General features: G+C 68.1%; 19 protein-coding genes and 1 pseudogene. 6 read left to right on the forward strand and 14 right to left on the reverse strand.

The window, feature by feature from the left end:
- Positions 1–36: 36 nt before the first annotated feature.
- Together AC1DQR_RS36765 and AC1DQR_RS36770 are read right to left on the reverse strand one after the other, a co-directional pair.
- Positions 37–879, reverse strand: a complete 843-nt coding sequence (locus AC1DQR_RS36765) for a type III pantothenate kinase (protein WP_416050176.1) — start codon at positions 877–879, stop codon at positions 37–39.
- Positions 876–1,754 carry a biotin--[acetyl-CoA-carboxylase] ligase gene (locus AC1DQR_RS36770; RefSeq protein ID WP_416050175.1) on the reverse strand — a complete coding sequence of 293 codons (879 nt, stop codon included), beginning with the start codon at positions 1,752–1,754 and terminating at the stop codon, positions 876–878. Before AC1DQR_RS36770 ends, AC1DQR_RS36765 begins: the two co-directional genes overlap by 4 nt.
- Positions 1,755–1,895: 141 nt before the next feature.
- On the opposite strand from AC1DQR_RS36770, the gene AC1DQR_RS36775 reads away from it, so the two are divergent.
- The 5 genes from AC1DQR_RS36775 (at position 1,896) to AC1DQR_RS36795 (ending at position 6,881) form a co-directional block, all read left to right on the forward strand.
- Positions 1,896–3,017 (forward strand): MlaE family ABC transporter permease, encoded by a 1,122-nt coding sequence (locus AC1DQR_RS36775; RefSeq protein ID WP_477134817.1) that lies wholly within the window; start codon positions 1,896–1,898, stop codon positions 3,015–3,017.
- Positions 3,014–3,907 (forward strand): ABC transporter ATP-binding protein, encoded by an 894-nt coding sequence (locus AC1DQR_RS36780; RefSeq protein WP_416050174.1) that lies wholly within the window; start codon positions 3,014–3,016, stop codon positions 3,905–3,907. The genes AC1DQR_RS36775 and AC1DQR_RS36780 overlap by 4 nt, the downstream gene beginning before the upstream one ends.
- The gene (locus AC1DQR_RS36785; protein ID WP_416050173.1) at positions 3,904–4,845 is read left to right on the forward strand and encodes an MlaD family protein; all 942 of its coding nucleotides are present in this window, start codon (positions 3,904–3,906) and stop codon (positions 4,843–4,845) included. The genes AC1DQR_RS36780 and AC1DQR_RS36785 overlap by 4 nt, the downstream gene beginning before the upstream one ends.
- 111 nt (positions 4,846–4,956) lie before the next feature.
- Positions 4,957–5,595 (forward strand): ABC-type transport auxiliary lipoprotein family protein, encoded by a 639-nt coding sequence (locus AC1DQR_RS36790; protein ID WP_416050421.1) that lies wholly within the window; start codon positions 4,957–4,959, stop codon positions 5,593–5,595.
- An 11-nt stretch (positions 5,596–5,606) separates the two neighbouring features.
- On the forward strand, positions 5,607–6,881 hold the full coding sequence (locus AC1DQR_RS36795; RefSeq protein ID WP_416050172.1) for a VanZ family protein: 1,275 nt from the start codon (positions 5,607–5,609) through the stop codon (positions 6,879–6,881).
- An 8-nt stretch (positions 6,882–6,889) separates the two neighbouring features.
- Here the strand turns inward: AC1DQR_RS36795 and pcp are convergent, their stop codons facing one another.
- From pcp to AC1DQR_RS36840, 9 genes are all read right to left on the reverse strand, one after another.
- Positions 6,890–7,564 carry a pyroglutamyl-peptidase I gene (gene pcp, locus AC1DQR_RS36800; protein WP_416050171.1) on the reverse strand — a complete coding sequence of 225 codons (675 nt, stop codon included), beginning with the start codon at positions 7,562–7,564 and terminating at the stop codon, positions 6,890–6,892.
- A gap of 70 nt (positions 7,565–7,634) precedes the next feature.
- Complete coding sequence (locus tag AC1DQR_RS36805; protein ID WP_416050170.1) at positions 7,635–8,585, reverse strand: DUF979 domain-containing protein; 951 nt, start codon at positions 8,583–8,585, stop codon at positions 7,635–7,637.
- A gap of 3 nt (positions 8,586–8,588) precedes the next feature.
- Positions 8,589–9,326 (reverse strand): DUF969 domain-containing protein, encoded by a 738-nt coding sequence (locus AC1DQR_RS36810; protein WP_150992661.1) that lies wholly within the window; start codon positions 9,324–9,326, stop codon positions 8,589–8,591.
- Positions 9,327–9,451: 125 nt separating this feature from the next.
- The gene (gene pxpA, locus AC1DQR_RS36815) at positions 9,452–10,192 is read right to left on the reverse strand and encodes a 5-oxoprolinase subunit PxpA (RefSeq protein WP_043342811.1); all 741 of its coding nucleotides are present in this window, start codon (positions 10,190–10,192) and stop codon (positions 9,452–9,454) included.
- 96 nt (positions 10,193–10,288) lie between these two features.
- Positions 10,289–11,311: a 5-oxoprolinase subunit C family protein gene (locus AC1DQR_RS36820; RefSeq protein ID WP_416050169.1), complete on the reverse strand. Its 1,023-nt coding sequence runs from the start codon at positions 11,309–11,311 to the stop codon at positions 10,289–10,291.
- Positions 11,308–11,958, reverse strand: a complete 651-nt coding sequence (pxpB, locus tag AC1DQR_RS36825; protein ID WP_416050168.1) for a 5-oxoprolinase subunit PxpB — start codon at positions 11,956–11,958, stop codon at positions 11,308–11,310. The genes AC1DQR_RS36820 and pxpB overlap by 4 nt, the downstream gene beginning before the upstream one ends.
- 471 nt (positions 11,959–12,429) lie before the next feature.
- The gene (lipA, locus tag AC1DQR_RS36830; RefSeq protein ID WP_150992653.1) at positions 12,430–13,425 is read right to left on the reverse strand and encodes a lipoyl synthase; all 996 of its coding nucleotides are present in this window, start codon (positions 13,423–13,425) and stop codon (positions 12,430–12,432) included.
- A 43-nt stretch (positions 13,426–13,468) separates the two neighbouring features.
- Positions 13,469–14,200, reverse strand: coding sequence for a lipoyl(octanoyl) transferase LipB (gene lipB, locus AC1DQR_RS36835; protein WP_416050167.1), 732 nt, complete (start codon positions 14,198–14,200; stop codon positions 13,469–13,471).
- Positions 14,201–14,367: 167 nt separating this feature from the next.
- Entirely contained in the window at positions 14,368–14,727 is a 360-nt protein-coding gene (locus tag AC1DQR_RS36840) for a DUF2917 domain-containing protein (protein WP_416050166.1), read from the reverse strand.
- 230 nt (positions 14,728–14,957) lie between these two features.
- Between AC1DQR_RS36840 and AC1DQR_RS36845 the strand changes: the two genes are divergently transcribed.
- The gene (locus AC1DQR_RS36845) at positions 14,958–15,917 is read left to right on the forward strand and encodes a transcriptional regulator GcvA (RefSeq protein WP_043351136.1); all 960 of its coding nucleotides are present in this window, start codon (positions 14,958–14,960) and stop codon (positions 15,915–15,917) included.
- Here the strand turns inward: AC1DQR_RS36845 and AC1DQR_RS36850 are convergent.
- The 3 genes and pseudogenes from AC1DQR_RS36850 to AC1DQR_RS36860 form a co-directional block, all read right to left on the reverse strand.
- The gene (locus AC1DQR_RS36850) at positions 15,914–17,080 is read right to left on the reverse strand and encodes a tyrosine recombinase XerC (RefSeq protein WP_477134815.1); all 1,167 of its coding nucleotides are present in this window, start codon (positions 17,078–17,080) and stop codon (positions 15,914–15,916) included. The two genes, AC1DQR_RS36845 and AC1DQR_RS36850, sit on opposite strands and share 4 nt — an antisense overlap.
- Entirely contained in the window at positions 17,080–17,748 is a 669-nt protein-coding gene (locus AC1DQR_RS36855; RefSeq protein WP_150992645.1) for a DUF484 family protein, read from the reverse strand. Before AC1DQR_RS36855 ends, AC1DQR_RS36850 begins: the two co-directional genes overlap by 1 nt.
- Before the next feature lie 207 nt (positions 17,749–17,955).
- Positions 17,956–18,096 (reverse strand): annotated as a pseudogene (locus AC1DQR_RS36860) (IS3 family transposase); the annotation flags it as partial.

Genomic DNA, 18,096 nt, shown 5'->3' on the forward strand with positions numbered 1-18,096 from the left:
TGCGGTGTAATGCGGTGTGATGCGGTGTGATGCGGTTCAGCCCGCTGTGCCGACCGGGCTTTGCGAGGCCATCACATGCAGGCCGAGCAACACGAGATTATCGTGCATCTCGAACGGCATGGAGAGCGCGTTTGCCAGCACATGGCGAGCGCCGCCGGAGAGCAGGCAGCGCACCGGCCCGCGCTCGCACAGCGCGCGCCAGGTGCGCTCCACGGCACCCGCCTGGGCCGCCAGGCAGCCGGCGGCGATCGCGTCGCGGGTGTTGTCGGCCCAAGGCGTGGCCAGCCCGGCATCGCGCACGTCCAGGGACGGCAATTGCGCTGTGTTGCGCGCCAGCGCGCCCAGCATCAGGTCCAGGCCAGGCAGGATCAGGCCGCCTTCGAAACGGTCCTGCGCGCTCACCACGTCGAGCGTGGTGGCGGTGCCGGCGGTGACGATCAGCAAAATGCCCTCGGGGCGGTAGCAGCGCGCGCCGATGCTGCCGATCCAGCGGTCGACGCCGAGCTGCGTGGGCTCGCGGTAGCCGTTGACGAGGCCACCGAAGCGCGGGCCCGAGCGTACCCAGTTCACATCGATGCCAGGGCCGAACACGGTGTCGAGCGTGGCTTGCAGGCTGGCCGCGATGGCCGGGCCGGCCACGTTGCTGACCCACACCAGCGGCTGCGCGCCGGCCGCGCGCAGCGACGCCCATTGCGCCACCAGCGTGGCCAGTTCGCCGTGGGCCACCGCGCCGCCATGCGGCCAGGGCGTGGGCAATGGCGTCTCGTGCAGCACGGCGCCGGACCAGGCCTCGTCGCACCAGGCCCATTTCAGGCGGGTATTGCCGATATCGATCAGCAGTTGCGGAACACGCGGCATACCGGCGCTGGTGCCGCTCATGCGCCTGCCCCTTTGTCCGCCAAACGCAGCGACACTTCGCCGCTGGCAATGCGCTCCAGGCCCGAGGGCGTTTCCAGCAGCAAGTGGCCGTCGCCGTCAACGCCGCGCGCCAGGCCTTCGGCCTGCACGCGGCCGTCGTGCAGCAGGCGCACCGGCTGGTCGCGATAGGCGTCGCGCGCGGACCAGCGAGGCGCCATCGGCGCGAAGCCCTGCGCCAGGAAATCCTCGCGCATCACCGCGAGCCGGTTCAGCACCGCAGCCAGCAGTACGGTGGGATCGCAGCCCGGCAGGAATTCGGTCACACCAGCCAGGCCGCGCCCGAGCGCGGCTTCCATCTGCGCATCGCGCATCAGGTTCAGGCCAATGCCGACCACGGCCCAGACCCGCTGTGGCCCCGCCGGCACCGACTCGATCAGGATGCCGGCCAGCTTGCGGCCGTCGATCTGCAGGTCGTTAGGCCATTTCAGGCCAACGGCGGCGCCGAGGCGCGCATCGCAGTCGCCCAGCGCCTCGGCCAGCGCCAGCCCTACCGCCAGGCTCAGCCCGCTCAACTGCGAGGGCGCCAGCGGCAACGGCAGCGCCACCGAAAACGTAAGCCCCGCCTGGCCTTGCCAGGGACGCCCCTGGCGGCCCCGCCCGGCGGTCTGCCGATAGGCCAGGCGCAGCGTGGCGGACTCGGTCCACGGCGCGCTGCGGCAGGCCAGCGTCAGGTCGGCATTGGTGGAGCCGGTCTCGTCGACCACGCCGAGGGCCCAGCCGCGCGCGGGGCCGGTGAGCGCGGCGCGCAGGCGGTCGGGGTCGATGCGCCAGGCTTGCGCGGGAGCAGCGGGCGCAGGGGTCGGGTCTGGCGTGGGCAAGGATTTGTCAGCGGACATGCGTTTCGACGATGGACAACACAATGGGCACAAGCAGCTACGCATTGTAGCCGTGCGAATCCACGGCCGAGGCGCTGCGCACGCCCGCTGACGCTGCGGGTGGCATAGAATCGGGACTTGCCCATCACTTCCCCCCCTCCTTTGGAAAGCCCTACCACGCCAGCCATAGAAGTGACGCGCGCGGACGGAGCGCAAACCGTGCAACTGCGCGGCGACTGGACAGCGCTTGCGCTATCCGATTGCCACCGCGCCCGCGCGCTGCGCAACGAGTTGCACACGATCGCCGCGGACGCGCACTGGTCGCTGGCAAGCCTCGCCCGGCTCGATCACATCGGCGCACAGCTGATGTGGCAGGCCTGGGGCGGCAAGCTGCCCGAGAAGCTGGAAGCCAATGAGGCCCAGCGCCGCGTCTTTACCCGCATCGCCGGGCTGCGCCGCGAGAACTGGAAGAAACATATGGTGGACCGGTTCAATCCGGTGACCCTGTTCGGCGCCTCGATCCTGTCGATGTTCTCCCAGCTCGGCAACGGCGTGACCATGCTGGGCCAACTGGCCTTCGACCTGCTGCGCCTGGCGCGCGCGCCGCAGCGCGGCCCCTGGCGCGAGATCTCGGCCAATATCTATAACGTCGGCTACAAGGCGCTCGGTATCACGGCACTGGTCGGTTTTTTGATCGGCATCGTGTTGTCGTACCTGTCGGCCAACCAGCTGCGCACCTTTGGCGCGAGCATCTTTATCGTCAACATCCTCGGCATGGCGGTGATCCGCGAGCTTGGCCCGGTGCTGGCGGCCATCCTGATTGCCGGGCGCTCGGGCTCGGCCATCACCGCGCAGATCGGCGTGATGCGGGTCACCGAGGAGCTCGACGCGATGCGCGTGATGGGCATCTCGCATGGCTTCCGGCTGATCATGCCGCGCGTGATCGCGCTGGCCATCGCCATGCCGCTGCTGGTGGCCTGGACCGATGTGCTGGCGCTTACCGGCGGCATGCTGGCCGCGCACTTCCAGCTGGATATCAGCGCGGCCTTCTTCCTGCGCGCGCTGCCCGATGCGGTGCCGGTGGCCAACCTGTGGATGGGCCTGGGCAAGGGCGTGGTGTTCGGCATCCTGATCGCGCTSACSGCCTGCCAYTTCGGCYTGCGCATCSRGCCSAACACGCRSAGCCTGGGCGAAGGCACSACMGCCTCGGTGGTSACSTCGATCACCGTTGTGATCRTGGCCGAYGCCATCTTCGCCATCCTGTTCAAGGACATCGGCTTATGACTACCGCCACGACCGTCACCGCAACGCCGCCTTCGGGCACCGTGCAGCACGCCCCGCGCACCACCGTGATCGAGGTACGCGACCTGGTCAAGCGCTTTGGCGAGGCGGTTGTGCACGACCACCTCAACCTCGATGTGTACCGGGGCGAAGTGCTGTCCATCGTCGGTGGCTCGGGCAGCGGCAAAACGGTGCTGCTGCGCCAGATCGTGGGGCTGGAGCGGCCCACCTCCGGCACCATCCGTGTGTTCGGCGAGGACCTGACCAAGCTCGACGCGGCCCGGCTGCAAGCCCTGCGCAACCGCTGGGGCCTGCAGTTCCAGCGCGGCGCGCTGTTCTCCGCGCTGTCGGTGATCGACAACATCGCGCTGCCGCTGCGTGAACTTCGCACCCTGCCCGACGATCTCATCTGCGCGGCGTCGCTGCTCAAGCTGCAACTGGTGGGGCTGTCGGCGCGGGACGCGGACAAGATGCCGTCCGACCTGTCCGGCGGCATGATCAAGCGCGTGGCGCTCGCGCGTGCCCTGGCCCTGGAGCCGGAACTGGTGTTCCTGGACGAACCCACCGCCGGACTGGACCCGATGGCCTCGGACGACTACGTGGCGCTGATCCGCGAACTGCGTCGCGAGCTAGGCCTGACCGTGGTGATGGTGACGCACGACCTCGACACCCTGGTGGCGCTGTCTGACCGCGTCGCGGTGCTGGCGGACCACAAGGTACTCGCCGCGCTGCCGATCCGGGAACTGGTGCATATTGACCACCCGTTCATCCACGAATATTTCCTGGGCGAGCGCGGGCAGCGCGCCATGCAGGCGCTCCCGGCCTTGCCGGACGCGGCACGCGCGGCAACGCATGCGGCAACACCCGCAGGCCCGCAATCTGGAGAAGCATGATGGAAAACAAGTCGCACGCCTTCCTGGCCGGCGTGTTCACGATCGGACTCGCCATCCTGGTGCTGTTCGCGATCTTCTGGTTCAGCAGCGACCACGCGGTGCGCGTGCCGTATGACCTGATCACCCGCTCCACCGTCAACGGGCTTGGGCCGCAGGCCGACGTCAAGTACCGCGGGCTGGACGTGGGCAAGGTGGTGTCGATCCGCTTCGATCCGACCGTGCCGGGCCAGATCATCGTGCGCATCAGCGTCAACCAGGACACCCCGATCACCCACACCACCTATGCCACGCTCGGCTTCCAGGGCGTCACCGGGATCGGCTACGTGCAGCTCGACGACACCACCGCGCAGGAAGGCGGCACGCCGTCGCCGCACCTGGCCACCTCTTCCAAGTCGGTGGCGCGCATCATCATGCGGGCCGGCTTCTTCGAAGAGCTGGAAAAGCGCGGCGACAGCTTGCTCACGCAACTGGAAACGATCATGGGTTCGCTGAACGACATGTTCCAGGCCGACAACCGGCGCGACCTGATGGGGGCGATCCGCTCGGTGCACAAAACCGCCGACGACTACTCGCAACTGGCCAGCTCGATCGCGCCGGCCGTGCGCCAGCTGCCACAGGTGACCGAGAACCTCAACGCCACGCTGGCCTCCACGCGGCGCCTCACCCAGGAGCTGGCCAACCCCGACGGTACCGTGATGCGCACCGTCGACCGCGTCGGGCGCGACCTGCAGGGTGCCGCCGATTCCGTGCAGTCGGCCGCTGGCGGCGTCTCGCAAGACACGCTGCCGCAGATCAACGGGCTCGCGCGCGATGCGCGCCAGACCATGCGCAGCATCGACCGCGCCGCCAGCCAGTTCAACGACAGCCCGCGCAGCGTGCTGTTTGGCGGCCCCGCCGCCGTGCCGGGCCCGGGCGAGCCCGGCTTCCAGGCCCCCTGACGCGGACCGCAATCCCTCATGCCGCGCACCTACGCACTCGCCGCACGCACACCACGCCTGGCCCGCCAGGCTGGCGCTGCGAATCCTTCGAGCAAACCAAGGCACATCATGATGCGCAATGCCCAAACCCGGCCGGACGGACGCGACACGCCCGGCACCTTCGCCCTGCCGCGCCGGCTGGCCGCCGGCGTCGCGCTGGCCTGCCTGCTGCTGGGCGGTTGTGCCCTGACGCCTTCCACGCCCACCATCACCTACGATCTGGGCCCGCCGGCGGGAGCCGCACCTGACGCCGCGCACCTGCCCAAGATGCGCGTGGCGCAGACCGATGGCCCTACCTGGCTGGACGGCAACTCGCTGTACTACCGGCTGCACTACGCCCAGGCGGAGCGCCTGCAGCCCTATGCCACGCAGCGCTGGGTGATGTCGCCGGTGCGCCTGTTCGACGACCGCCTGCGCGAAGCCGTGGCCTCGCGCGGCGCCCTGACCTGGTTCGGCGACACTGCCGCGCCGGCGCTCAAGATCGACGTGCTGGAGTTCGAGCAGGTGTTCGACAGCGCCAGCGCCAGCCGCGGCGTAATCCGCGTGCGCGCCACGGTATTTCGCAGCGGGCTGATTGGGCAGAAGACTTTCGTGGTGGCGCAGCCCGCCGCCACGGCCGATGGCGCCGGCGGCGTCAAGGCACTTGCCACCGGCAGCGATGCCGCCATTGCGGCGATCCTGGACTGGGTGGCAACGCTGCCGCTGCAGTAAGCGGGCCGCGCATGGCATCGGCTCCCGCGCCGCTCGTTCCCCCGCCGCCGCCGCCGCGCCACTCGCCGCTGGCACGGGTGGGGCTGTTGTGCTTCGCCCTGCTGGTGGTCTATGGCAGCCTGTACCCGTTCACGGGCTGGACCGACAACGGCATCTCCGCGCTGGCCTTCCTCACCGCGCCCAAGCCCCGCTACCTGACCGGGTTCGATCTCATCACCAACGTGCTGGGCTACTGCCCGCTTGGCGCGCTGGTGGTGCTGTCCCTGCACCCGCGCATCTCCGGCGTGCGCGCCGTGCTGCTGGCGCTGGTGGCGGGCACGCTGCTGTCGGGCACCATGGAAGCGCTGCAGACCTGGCTGCCCAACCGCGTCTCGTCCAATATCGACCTGATGACCAATGCGCTGGGCGCCCTGCTGGGCGGCGCCGCGGTGGCGCCCTTCTCGGCCGCGCTGATCGATCGCGGCTCGCTGCGCCAGTTGCGCATGGCGTGGTTCGAGCCGCACGCCAGCTTTGCCATCATCCTGATCCTGCTGTGGCCGTTCGCGCAGATCTTCCCGCAGGATCACCTGTTCGGCATGGGCGCGATCGTGCGCGAGTGGCTGACCGACACCGATTCCTGGCCCGTGCAGTGGCTGCAAGGCGTATTCCCGGGGCTGCCGGACCTGATCGAGAACATCAGCCTGCTGCGGCCGGATGACGTGCAAGGCCAGCAGTTGCTGGAGTCACTCGTCACCGGATGCGGCTGGGTGGGCACCGGGCTGTTTGCCTCGATCGCCATGCGCAGGCAGGCGCCGATGCTGCGCATCCTGGCGGCCTTGCTGGCCAGCGCGCTGCTGCTCAAGGCGGTGGTGGCCGAGATGCAGTTCCCGGACGACAACGCCTTCAACTGGCTGTCCGAAGGCGGCCGCTTTGCCCTGTTGACGGGCTCGCTGGTGCTGGTTTTGCTGCTGCGGCTGCCGCGCTGGCTGCGCGGCGCGCTGGCGCTCGCCACGCTGATGCTGCTGGTGATGCTGTCCAACCTGCTGCCCGCCAATCCGTACTCCTGGATCTCGGAGCAGGGCTGGCGGCTAGGCCGTTTCATCCACTTCAACAGCCTGTCGCAATGGCTGGGATGGATGTGGCCGTTCGTGGCGCTGTGCTACCTGATCTGGCGCTTCGAGCAATTCCAGCTGGATCGCCGCAGCCTGCGGCGTGCGCGCCGCAAGGCGAAGCGGCTGGCGGCGCGCGCAAGTGATGGCAGCGGCGATGGCAACAATCGGGAGGATGCCACGCCGCCGGGCGCCTGAGCGGCGCCTCAGTGCGTCTGGCCGCCCTGCTCGCGGATATCGCTGGTGGTGGCAAGCGCCGTGGTCACCGCGCAGCGGATGCCTTCGATCATCAACGCCAGCGACAGGCTGGGCTGCCCAGGATGGCGCGCCGCCTGCTCAGGCAAATAGGGAATATGGATGAAGCCGCCACGGATCCCGGCAGGCACGCCTTGCGTGGCAAGCAGGTGCATCAAGCCGTAGAACACGTGGTTGCAGACGAAAGTGCCCGCGGTCTGCGACACCGATGCGGGCACGCCTGCGGCGCGCATGTCGCGCACGATGGCCTTGATCGGCAGGCTGGAGAAATACGCTGCCGGGCCTTCTTCGGCGATGCGGGTGTCGACGGGTTGCGCGCCCGCGTTGTCGGCGATGCGCGCATCGTCGACATTGATCGCCACGCGCTCCACCGACATCTCAGGGCGCCCGCCCGCCTGCCCCACCGCGATCACCAGCACGGGATTGATCGCGTCGACCAGGTCAGCCAGCGCATCGTTGGCCGCGCCGAACACGCAGGGCAACTGGCGCGCGACGATGATCGCGGCGTCCAGGTCATCGGGCCCGTTGCCGATGCGCACGCCGTCAAGCGCGCGCACCGCTTCCCAGGAAGGATTGATGGGCTCGCTCTCGAACGGCTCGAAGCCGGTCAGCAGCACGGTACGCATGGCAGGGACTCCCGGCAAGAAGCCCGGTTGCCCGGGCCCCTGGCCAATCATTCGCGGCGGGGCCGCGTTCTTACATCAGGAAATACAGCAGCACGATATTGGCCACCAGGACCATCAGCGCGGTTGGCACCTGCGCCCGGATCACGGCGTTCTTGTCATCAAGCTCCAGCAGCGCGGCCGGCACGATGTTGAAGTTGGCCGCCATCGGCGTCATCAGCGTGCCGCAGTAGCCGGAGAACATGCCGATGGCCGCCATCACCGCCGGGTTGCCGTGGAACATGTTCACCAGGATGGGCACGCCGATGCCGCCGGTCATCACCGGGAAGGCGGCAAAGCCGTTGCCCATGATCACGGTAAAGAGCGCCATGCCCACGCAGTACACCACCACGGCCACGAGCTTGTAGTCCATGTTGATATAGGCCGTGGTCAGGTGCGCCACCGCCTTGCCCACGCCGGCATCGGCGAACACCAGGCCCAGCATGGCCAGCATCTGCGGCAGCACCAGCGCCCAGCCCAGCGACTCGGTCAGCCGGCGCGATTCGCGCACGCCCTGCACCACCGTGTCGCGGGTGAGCCAGCACGCCACGCCCAGCGCCACCAGGCAACCGATGCCGAGTGAGACGAAGGTGACGTTCTTGGGATCGAGCAGCGCCAGGCCGGCGACCTTCACATCCTTGAACAGCAGCGTGCCGATCACGGTCACCACGGGAATCAGCAGCGCCGGGATGAACAGCTTGTTGCCCAGGCGCTTGGCCGAGGCGCGGCGCTCGGCCTCCGGCAGCGTGCCGTGCTTGCCGTGGCCCACGCCGCCCAAGCCCGCGATCAGCGCCATCACCACGGCGCCGATGCCGACGATGGCCGGCGGCAGCTTGTCGCCGATCAGGAAGACCAGCGCATACAGCGCCCAGAACAAACCCGTGCTGAGCCGGCGCGGATGGTCGCGGTCGGCAAAGGTCATCAACGCCGTGATGGCCAGCACCAGGCCGGCGAGCCAGTAGAGATAGTCGATGGAAATGATCATGGCTTACTCCCCGCTCTTGGCCGCCGAGGCAGCGCCAGCCGTTGCAGCGGACTTGCCGCCCACTTCGCGCTCCAGCCACATATCCAGGCGCTTGAGGCGCACGGCGTGGATCAGGAAGGCGCAAATCGCGGTGGGGATGCCCCACACGGCGATATGCAGCGGTTCCACGTCGATGTTGGACGACAGCAGGAAGGTGTGCATCAGCGCGATGGCGCCGAAGGCCACGAAGATGTCTTCGCCAAAGAACAGGCCAACGTTATCGGTGGCCGCGCAGAAGGCCAGCACGCGCTGGCGGATCGGCTCGGGCAGCTTGCCGAAGCGGGTCTCGGCCGCGCCTTCGGCCATCGGGGCCAGCAGCGGGCGCACCATCTGTGGATGGCCGCCGAGGCTGGTCAGGCCCACCGCGGCGGTAAGCTCGCGCACGCCGAGGTAGACGATCAGCAGGCGTCCCACGGTGGCCGACGCGATGCGCGAGATCCACGCCTGCGCGTGCTCGCGCAGCCCGTGGCGCTCGAGCAGGCCGATCACCGCCAGCGGCAGCAGGATGATGAGCGGCAGGTTGCGCGTCTTGACGAAGGCGGTGCCGATTGCCGTGAAGATCTGCATGACCGGCATGGTTGCCGCCAGCCCGGTGGCGATGGCGGCAAGCGCCACCACCATCATGGGGTTGAAGCGCAGCACGAAGCCAAGGATGATGATGCCGACCCCAACTAGGGGCCAGAGGTTGACTGCCTGTTCCATGAGAGACACCAATAGAGTGTGATGGAGGCGAGTGCCCTTGCGTCGCGTCATGCTGCTCGACACCCGCGCGGGGCACAGTGAAAGCCGGAAGCCTGGGGGCGCGTCCGTTAGGTGTGGCGTGCCCCTCAGACTCCGGCGCGGATTGCGATGCCTTCGGCGCCGAGCCGCTCGCGGATGCGGCGCGCAAAGGCAAGCGCGTGTGCGCCGTCGCCGTGCAGACACACGGTTTCGGCGCGAATCGGTACATAGGTGCCGTCGATGGCGCGCACGCGCTGCTCGCGCACCATGTCCAGCGTCTGGCCCAGTGCCACGTTCTCGTCTTCATGCAGCGCGCCAGGCGTGCCGCGCTTGACCAGCGAGCCGTCGGGGTTGTAGCCGCGGTCGGCGAAGACTTCTTCCTTCACTTTCAGGCCGGCTTCGCGCGCCACCTTCACCATGACGCTGCCGGCCAGGCCGAAGAAGACCAGGTCGGAGTCGAAGTCGCGCACCGCGCGCACGATGGCGTCGGCCAGCTTGGGATCCTTGGCGGCCTGGTTGTAGAGCGCGCCGTGCGCCTTCACGTGGGCCAGTTGGCCGCCTTGGGCGCGCACCAGCGCGGCCAGGGCGCCGATCTGGTAGAGCGTGTTCGCGTACACCACCTCGGGATCGAGCTGCATCTCGGTGCGGCCAAAGTTCTCGCGGTCGGGATAGCTCGGATGCGCGCCGATGGCGACGCCCTGCTCCAGCGCCCACTTCACGGTCTGCAGCATGGTGGCGGCGTCGCCGGCGTGCCAGCCGCAGGCCACGTTGGCCGAGCTGATCAGCCCCAGCAATTCGCGGTCGTTGCCGCAGCCTTCGCCGAGGTCGGCGTTCAGGTCGATATGCATTGCGTTGCTCCTCACCGGTCTTGCGGCTTGTGTTGAGGTTTTGGGGGGTGCTGTCGTACTGTGGTTCTGTGGTTCTGTCGTTGCGCGTTTGGCAGCTCAGGCCACGGCAGCGCGGGTACGCGTGCGCCGCCGCGAGGCGATCGCCATGCCGTCGCCCTGCCACTGCAGCGCCTGGTCCAGTTGCTGCAGGTACCGGTCCAGCTCGGCCTGCGCCGCAGCGGCCTCATCCAGCGTGACGCGCACGAAGCGCACCGGCGCCCCCAGCGGCACCTGCGCCAGCCGCCACAGGTCGGCGCCGATCACCACGCCGATCTTGGGATAGCCGCCGGTGGTCTGCGCGTCGGCCATCAGCACGATGGGCTGGCCGGCCGGCGGCACCTGGACCACGCCCGGCAGCACGCCATGCGAGAGCAGGTCGGCCGCGCGCTCGGGCTGGCGCGCCAGGGCCGGGCCTTGCAGGCGCAAGCCCATGCGGTTGCTGTTGGGGGTGACGATCCAGTCGGACTGCCACAGCGCTTCGCGCGCGGCGGCGTCGAAATCCTCGTACTCGATGCCGGGCAACATGCGGATCGGCATCGCGTCGCCGAGCTTTTTCACCGGCAGCGCCCAGGATGGCGCCTGCACACCCAGCCAGTCGCTGTCCTCGGCCACGCCGGGCCGGCCCGCGTCGAGGCGGTCGCCTTCATGCAGCGCGCGGCCACCCAGGCCGCCAAAGCCGGCCTTGAGGTCGGTGCTGCGCGAACCCATCACCGGCGCGACGGCGATGCCGCCCGCCACGCACAGATAGGTACGGGTGCCGCCCTGCGCCGCCGACAGTGTCAGCGTTTCGCCGCGGCGCACGTCGAAGGCATGCCACGACCAGACCGGCACGCCGTCCAGGTTGGCCCGGCATTCGGCGCCGGTCAGCGCCACGCGCATGTCGGCATGGAAACGCACGGCGGCGCGGCCCAGCGTGAATTCGATGGCGGCGTCGCCCGCCGGATTGCCCAGCAGGCGGTTGCCGATGGTGAGCGCGACGGCATCGAGCGCGCCCGCGGTGCCCACGCCAAAGCGGCGAAAGCCGGGACGGCCAAGGTCCTGGACCGAGGCCAGCGCGCCGGGTCGGGTGATTTCGATCATGGCAGCAGCGCCTCGACGACAAAGCGCACGGTATCCCCGGGCGCAAACAGGGAAGGCGGATCGCGGTCTGCCAGGAAGAGTTGGCTGGTGGTTTGCCCGATCAATTGCCAGCCACCGGGGGCGGCTGCCGGGTAGATGCCGGTCTGCTCGCCGCCGATGCCGACCGTGCCCGCGGGCACGGACAAACGCGGCTCGCGCCGGCGCGGCGTGGCCAGCGCCGGGTCCAGGCCGCCCATATAGGCAAAGCCGGGCTGGAAACCGAGGAAGTAGACGACGTACTCGCCCGCGCTGTGGCGGCGTACCACTTCCTGCGCCGTGAGGCCCGTATGCGCCGCGACTTCAGCCAGGTCGGGGCCATGCTCGCCGCCGTAGCGCACCGGGATCTCGACCAGCTTGCCGGTGGCGGCACGCGCTTCGCCGGAAGCCCAGGCGAGCTTCAGGTTGCGTTCCAGCGCTTCGGGATCGGCTTCGCGGTCGAACACCACGGTGAGATTGTTCATGCCCGGCACCGCATCGACCACGCCGCGCCACTCGGCCGCGCGCTGGGCCATGGCCCAGATACGTCGCTGTACATCTAGCGAGGCCGGCGGGGGCACGCTGCACAGCAGTGCTTGCTCGGCCAGGCGGTGAACGGAACATCGGGTCATGGGCGGCACCAGCGGGGGGACCTGTCTTGCAGTGTAGGCGGGCGCGCTGTACTAGTCAGGCGCGGTGCCGGCTGCGACGGGTCCGGGAGTGAAATCGCTATTTCATCGACGATTTATCGATAAATTCATAATAACCAAACAAGAAGATGCTGTGGCTAGGTGTTGACCCTAGGCACGCGGTGCTACGTCTTCATGCGGGATAGCGCCGGCGCACTGCCTCGGTGCGGGTACCGGACGCGGCGATTGCATCCGGTGCAGGAGCGCTCGGGGCGGCGCTTGCGTCGCATCGGCTCTGCTCGATATGGGTGCGCGCGCCCCTGCCGGGTTGGGCATGACAAGGGCGAAAGAACTTCCGGGAAATGCGCTCATCCGTGGCGCGCATGCAACGGCAGGACAAAAAAAAGACCGGCCGGTGAATACCGGCCGGTCTTCTCGACGGGCTGATGCGCGCCGCAGCGCGCATGGCTGGGCTCAGGCGAACCCGGCCTTATGCGCCTGCTCGTCCGCGTGGTAGGAGCTGCGCACCATGGCGCCCACGGCGGCATGGGTGAAGCCCATCTTGTAGGCCTCGGCCTCGAACATCTTGAAGGTGTCCGGATGCACGTAGCGCATCACCGGCAGGTGGTGGCCCGACGGCGCCAGGTACTGGCCGATGGTCAGCATGTCGATGTCGTGGGCGCGCATATCGCGCATGACTTCGAGGATTTCCTCGTCGGTCTCGCCCAGGCCCACCATCAGGCCGGACTTGGTGGCCACGGCCGGGTTGCGGCGCTTGAACTCTTGCAGCAGCTTGAGCGAGTGCGCGTAGTCGGCGCCCGGGCGAGCCTGCTTGTACAGGCGGGGCACGGTTTCCATGTTGTGGTTCATCACGTCAGGCGGGCCGGCCTGCAGGATGTCCAGCGCCTTGTCCAGGCGACCGCGGAAGTCCGGCACCAGCACTTCAATGCGGGTGGCCGGCGACAGCTCGCGGGTCAGCGTGATGCAATCGACAAAGTGCTGGGCGCCGCCGTCGCGCAGGTCGTCGCGGTCAACGCTGGTGATCACCACATAGTTCAGCTTGAGCTGGGCGATGGTGCGGGCCAGGTTGCCCGGCTCGTTGACATCCAGCGGATCGGGACGGCCGTGGCCCACGTCGCAGAACGGGCAGCGGCGGGTGCACTTGTCGCCCATGATCATGAACGTGGCGGTGCCCTTGCCGAAGCACTCGCCGATGTTCGGGCAGCTGGCTTCCTCACATACCGTCACCAGGTTGTTGGCGCGCAGGATGTCCTTGATCTCATAGAAGCGCGAGCTGCCGGTGGCCGCCTTGACGCGGATCCACTCGGGCTTCTTGAGCTTCTCGGCCGGCACGATCTTGATGGGGATGCGCGCGGTCTTGTCCGCCGACTTCTGCTTGCGGGTCGGGTCGTACTGCTCCGCCTGGGGTTGCGGGGCTTCGCTGGAAGTGGCGATCAGGGCGTCGCTCATAGAGTTCTCCGCACGCGCGGTGCGTGCATATTCGGCTGGATGACTAAGTGGCCAGGGCCGCGGCGGTATTCCGTTGGGCCGCCAGGGCGCGCTCTTGCGCCTCTGCCAGCACTTCACACAGCGCCGCCGCAAGGCGCCGCGCGATATCGGCTTGTTGTGCCGCGGTCACGGGCAAGCGGGACGCACCCGCCGCATCGGCCACCGCGAAGGTGGCGCCCGCCGTTGCCATGTCGACCGTTTCCAGGCCGGCATAGCCGCAGGGGTTGATGCGCAGGAAGGGCGCGAGGTCCATCTGCACGTTGAGGCTGACGCCGTGATAGCTGCAGCCATTGCGGATCTTGAGTCCGAGCGCGGCGATCTTGGCGCCCTGGTGCTGGCCTTCGGAAAGGTAGATACCAGGTGCGCCGGGCTTGCGTTCGGCTGCGAGATTATACGCCGCGAGCGTATCCAGCACGGCCTGCTCGATCGCATGGACGAGCTCGCGCACCATCAGGTGGCGGCGGCGCAGGTCGAGCAACAGATAGGCCACGACCTGGCCGGGACCGTGATAAGTGACCTGACCGCCACGGTCGATCCGCACGATGGGGATCGCATCGTCAGGGGCCAGCACATGCGCGGGATCTCCCGCCTGGCCGAGGGTATAGACCGGGGGATGCTCGACCAGCCAGATCTGGTCGGGGGTGTCGGGGGTGCGTGCGGCGGTAAAGGCGCGCATCGCGTCGAAACAGGGTTCGTACTCTTGCCGGCCCTGCTCGATGACTTGTATCGATTGCATCCCGGCAGTTTAGCGAAAAGGGGCGGATCTCACAGGAGGCCGCCCCTTTTCTGGTGTGTCTTTCGGTGTGTCTTTATGACGTTGGCGTTGCATCCCCGCTTGCCGGCCTGGAATGGATCAGCCGCAGATGGCCGCGCACGCGGCCAGCCGCATCGGTATCCGCTGGCTCAGGAGGCCGTGACCTGGTCCTGGTTAGGCGTCCACTCGGTGCCTCGAACCAAACGCCGCGCCATGCGCGCCACCAGGTGCGACACGCTGGTTGCCGGCCGGCGGGCTTCGGCGATCAGGGCCAGGCGTACCGGCTCGGCCGCGCGCGGGTCCACGCTCAGCGTGATTTCGTCGCCGCTGTTGAGCAGCAGGCTGCCGCCGCAACGCAGCCAGTAATCTTCCGAATCGCCTTCGCGGGTGACCCACACGTCGGTCCCCGTGGCCTCTTCCACGCGCAGGCGCTGGGCGGCGTGGATGGAGAGGGAGGTAACTTCGCCCGGGCTCAGGGTGAACAGGGTCGTTGTGAGCAATGTTTTCATGTTGGGCATCCTTCGCTGACATCGTCGGCTGCCTCGCCCGCTTGCCCGGAATGGGCGGCCGCCGATCAGCTCAGCCCTGGCGGGCTTATGCTTGGTCTTGCCTGGTACTGGATCGGCACCGGTGCGGGTAGCGCCCCGATGCATTGCATTCTAGTGATTGCCGGTCCTCTTCCAAAACGATATATTTTCCTTGTTCTTGTTAGGTAAGCTCACATAAGACGAGGTGGATGATGGCGCTGAAGGGAGCATGGGAGAGAGATTTGCCACGTGGCTGGCACCGCGAGCTGCCGCGCCTGCCGGGGCTGACCGCGCTGCGCGCGTTCGAGGCGGCTGCCCGCCACGAGAGCTTTTCGCGCGCGGCCACCGAGCTGTTCGTCACCCACGGCGCGGTCAGCCACCAGATCCGCGCGCTTGAGGAGGAGCTGGGCCAGGCCCTGTTCGAGCGCAACGGCAAGCGTGTGACCCTGACACCCGGCGGCCGGGCCTACGCCGGGCGCGTGCGCGAAGCCCTGCTGGAGATCGCCGATGCCACCCGTGCGCTGCAGGCCGGCAACCGCGACAAGCGCCTCACCATCAGCACCATGCCGTCGTTTGCCGCGCGCTGGCTCACGCCGCGCATCGGCAGCTTTATCGAGCAGCACCCCGAGCTGGACGTGGAGTTGCTGTCATCCAACACGCTGGTGGATTTCGGGCGCGAGGAAGTCGACATCGCGTTGCGCATGGGCAGCGGCGACTATCCCGGCCTGTATGTGGAAAAGCTGCTGGACGACGTGTTCTTCCCGGTCTGCAGCCCGGCCTTCAACGGCGGCAAGCTGCCGGCACGGCCGCAGGACATGAAAGGCATGTCGCTGCTGCGCGGCGAGGGCGATCCGTGGAAGCCGTGGTTCGAAGCCGCCGGCCTGGACTGGCCGGAGCCACGCAAGGGCCTGCTGCTGGAGGACTCCTCGCTGCTGCTGCAGGCAGCCGCCGCGGGCCAGGGCATTGCGCTGATCCGCTCGTCGCTGGCCTATAACGACCTGCTGTCGGGGCGCGTGGTGCGGCTCTTCGATGTGAGCATTACCTGCCCGTGGCTGCTCTACTTCGTCTGCTCGGCCGGCATGCTGGAAGCACCCAAGGTAAAGGCCTTCCGCGCCTGGCTGCTGCCGGAGATGGAAGCCTTCCGGGGCATCCTGGCGCAGTGGGAGGGCTAGCCGTCCTTGCCGGCTTCTGCGTCTTTTGCGTCTTTTACGTCTTCGGCATCCTTGCCCTCACCCACGGACTTCGGCACGGCCACCGGGGTAACGACCGGAGCAACCACCGGCGCCGGCCCTGAGTGCGCCCTGCCCGCGCGCGGGTGCGCCTTGTCGTAGACCTTGGCCAGGTGCTGGAAATCCAGCGCGGTATAGATCTGGGTGGTGGCCACGCTGGCGTGCCCGAGCATTTCCTGCACCGCGCGCAGGTCGCCCGAGGATTGCAATACGTGGGTGGCGAAGGAGTGCCGCAGCATGTGCGGATGCACGTCGGTCGGCACGCCGGCCCGGATCGCCTGCTGCTTGATGCGCAACTGCACGGTACGCGCCGGCAAGCGCCGCCCGCGCACGCTCAGGAACAGCGCATGCGCATCATCCGGCAGCGCGCCGGGGCGCAGCAGCTCCGGGCGCACCGCCAGCCACGCGCGCAGCGCTTCCATGGCCTTGCTGCCGACAGGCACGGTGCGCCGTCGCGAGCCCTTGCCGATCACCGTGACCTCGGCGCCGTCCATGTCGATCCAGCCAGCGGAGCGGTATTCCCCATCCTCGGCATAGCGCGCGTCCAGCTGCACCAGCTCCGACACGCGCAGCCCGCTGGAATAGAACAACTCGTAGACAGCCTGGTCGCGCCGGCCCTCGGCGCCGTCGCCCGCGTTGTGCGAGACCAGCGCCACCGCGTGCTCCACCGACAAGGCCTTGGGCAGCCGGTGCCCGGATTTTGGCGCGCGCACGCCGTCCACCGGGTTGGCCTCCACGCCCAGGCCATGGCGCGCGGCCCACAAGAAGAAGCCGCGCCACGCCGACAGCGTGCGGGCAATGCTGGTGCCGGCCAGGCCGCCGCCGTGCATGCGTGCGGCAAAGGCGCGGATATGGTGGGTCTGCAGCGACAACAGCGCAATGTCCGGCGCATGGCGCGCGGCGTGCGCTTGCAGCACAGACAGGTCGCGGGCGTAGTTGGTCAGCGTGTGGACAGCCAGCTTGCGGCTGCTGGCGAGCCACTCCAGGTAGCGCAGCACGACCGGGTCGGGCGGCGGCTTGTCGAGCGGTGCCTCGGCGGCTTGCTTGCGCGCGGCCGGCTTCTTCGCCACAGGCGAAGCGGCCTTGCGCGCGCGGCTCGGCTCCATCAGTCGCGCAGGCGGTTCAGCGCGGCACCGGCCACTTCGCCGATCTGCGCCAGGTAGGCCGTGCCCATGCCCTCGTGGAAGCGCCGCGGCTCGGGCGAGCCCAGCACCAGCAGGCCAAAGGCCGCGCCGAGCGTGCCGGCGTCGCGCGTGGGCACGCGCAGCGTCACCATGGCCAGCGAGGCGATATCATCGCGCTCCAGCCAGGCCGCGGCCTCGAAGCCACTGTTGGCGCCGCAATACGGCGCGCGCAGGCCCTCGGCAAACAGGCGGACATCTTCGCTCGCGCCCTGCGCCACTTCCATGTGCGCGTAGCTCTGCGCCACATTCCACAGTTTGAGGGCCACGCCAGGCACGTCGAACACTTGCTGCAGGCCGTCCTGCACCGCATACGGCAGCGCGTGCGAGTCCACCTCGGCCAGCAGGCGCAACTGCCAGGCGTGCATGCGCTGCTGGGTGCGGTCGTTGTCATGGCCGTGGCGAACCAGGTCCGCCAGCTTCAGCTCCAGGCCTTTGTTTTTCTCGCGCAGGATTTCCATCTGGCGCTCCTGCAGCGACACCGCGCGGTGGCTATGCGGGCTGGTGAGTTGCACCGCGGCCAGCAGTTCGGCGTTGTCTTCGAAGAACTGGGGATTGGTCTGCAGGTAGGAGGCAACTTCTTGGGCGTTCATTGGCTTCAACCGGATTGTTTGGGGGGCAGTGTAGCAAATGGTTAGGGGGAGGTTTTGGGGGAAGTTTTGGGGGAGTGGTCGGCGTTGGTTTTTGGGTGCAAGGGCCATACGACATTGCCCTGCGGGGTTGGTCGCTGTTTCTTTGAGCGGTGTTGGCTCTTGGGTACAAAAACCATCGCCGATGAAATAAACAGCGATATGTAGTGGTCAAGTTTTTTCGGACAGGCTGATAGGTTGTTTTGCTTCTGGCTTGGCCTCGTAAGCGGCAGGCGAGACATAGCCAAGGGTTGAGTGCAAGCGCACAGGGTTGTAGAAGCCGACGATGTACTGGGTAATGTCACGTCGTGC

The organism is Cupriavidus sp. 05L411 (assembly GCF_056398045.1).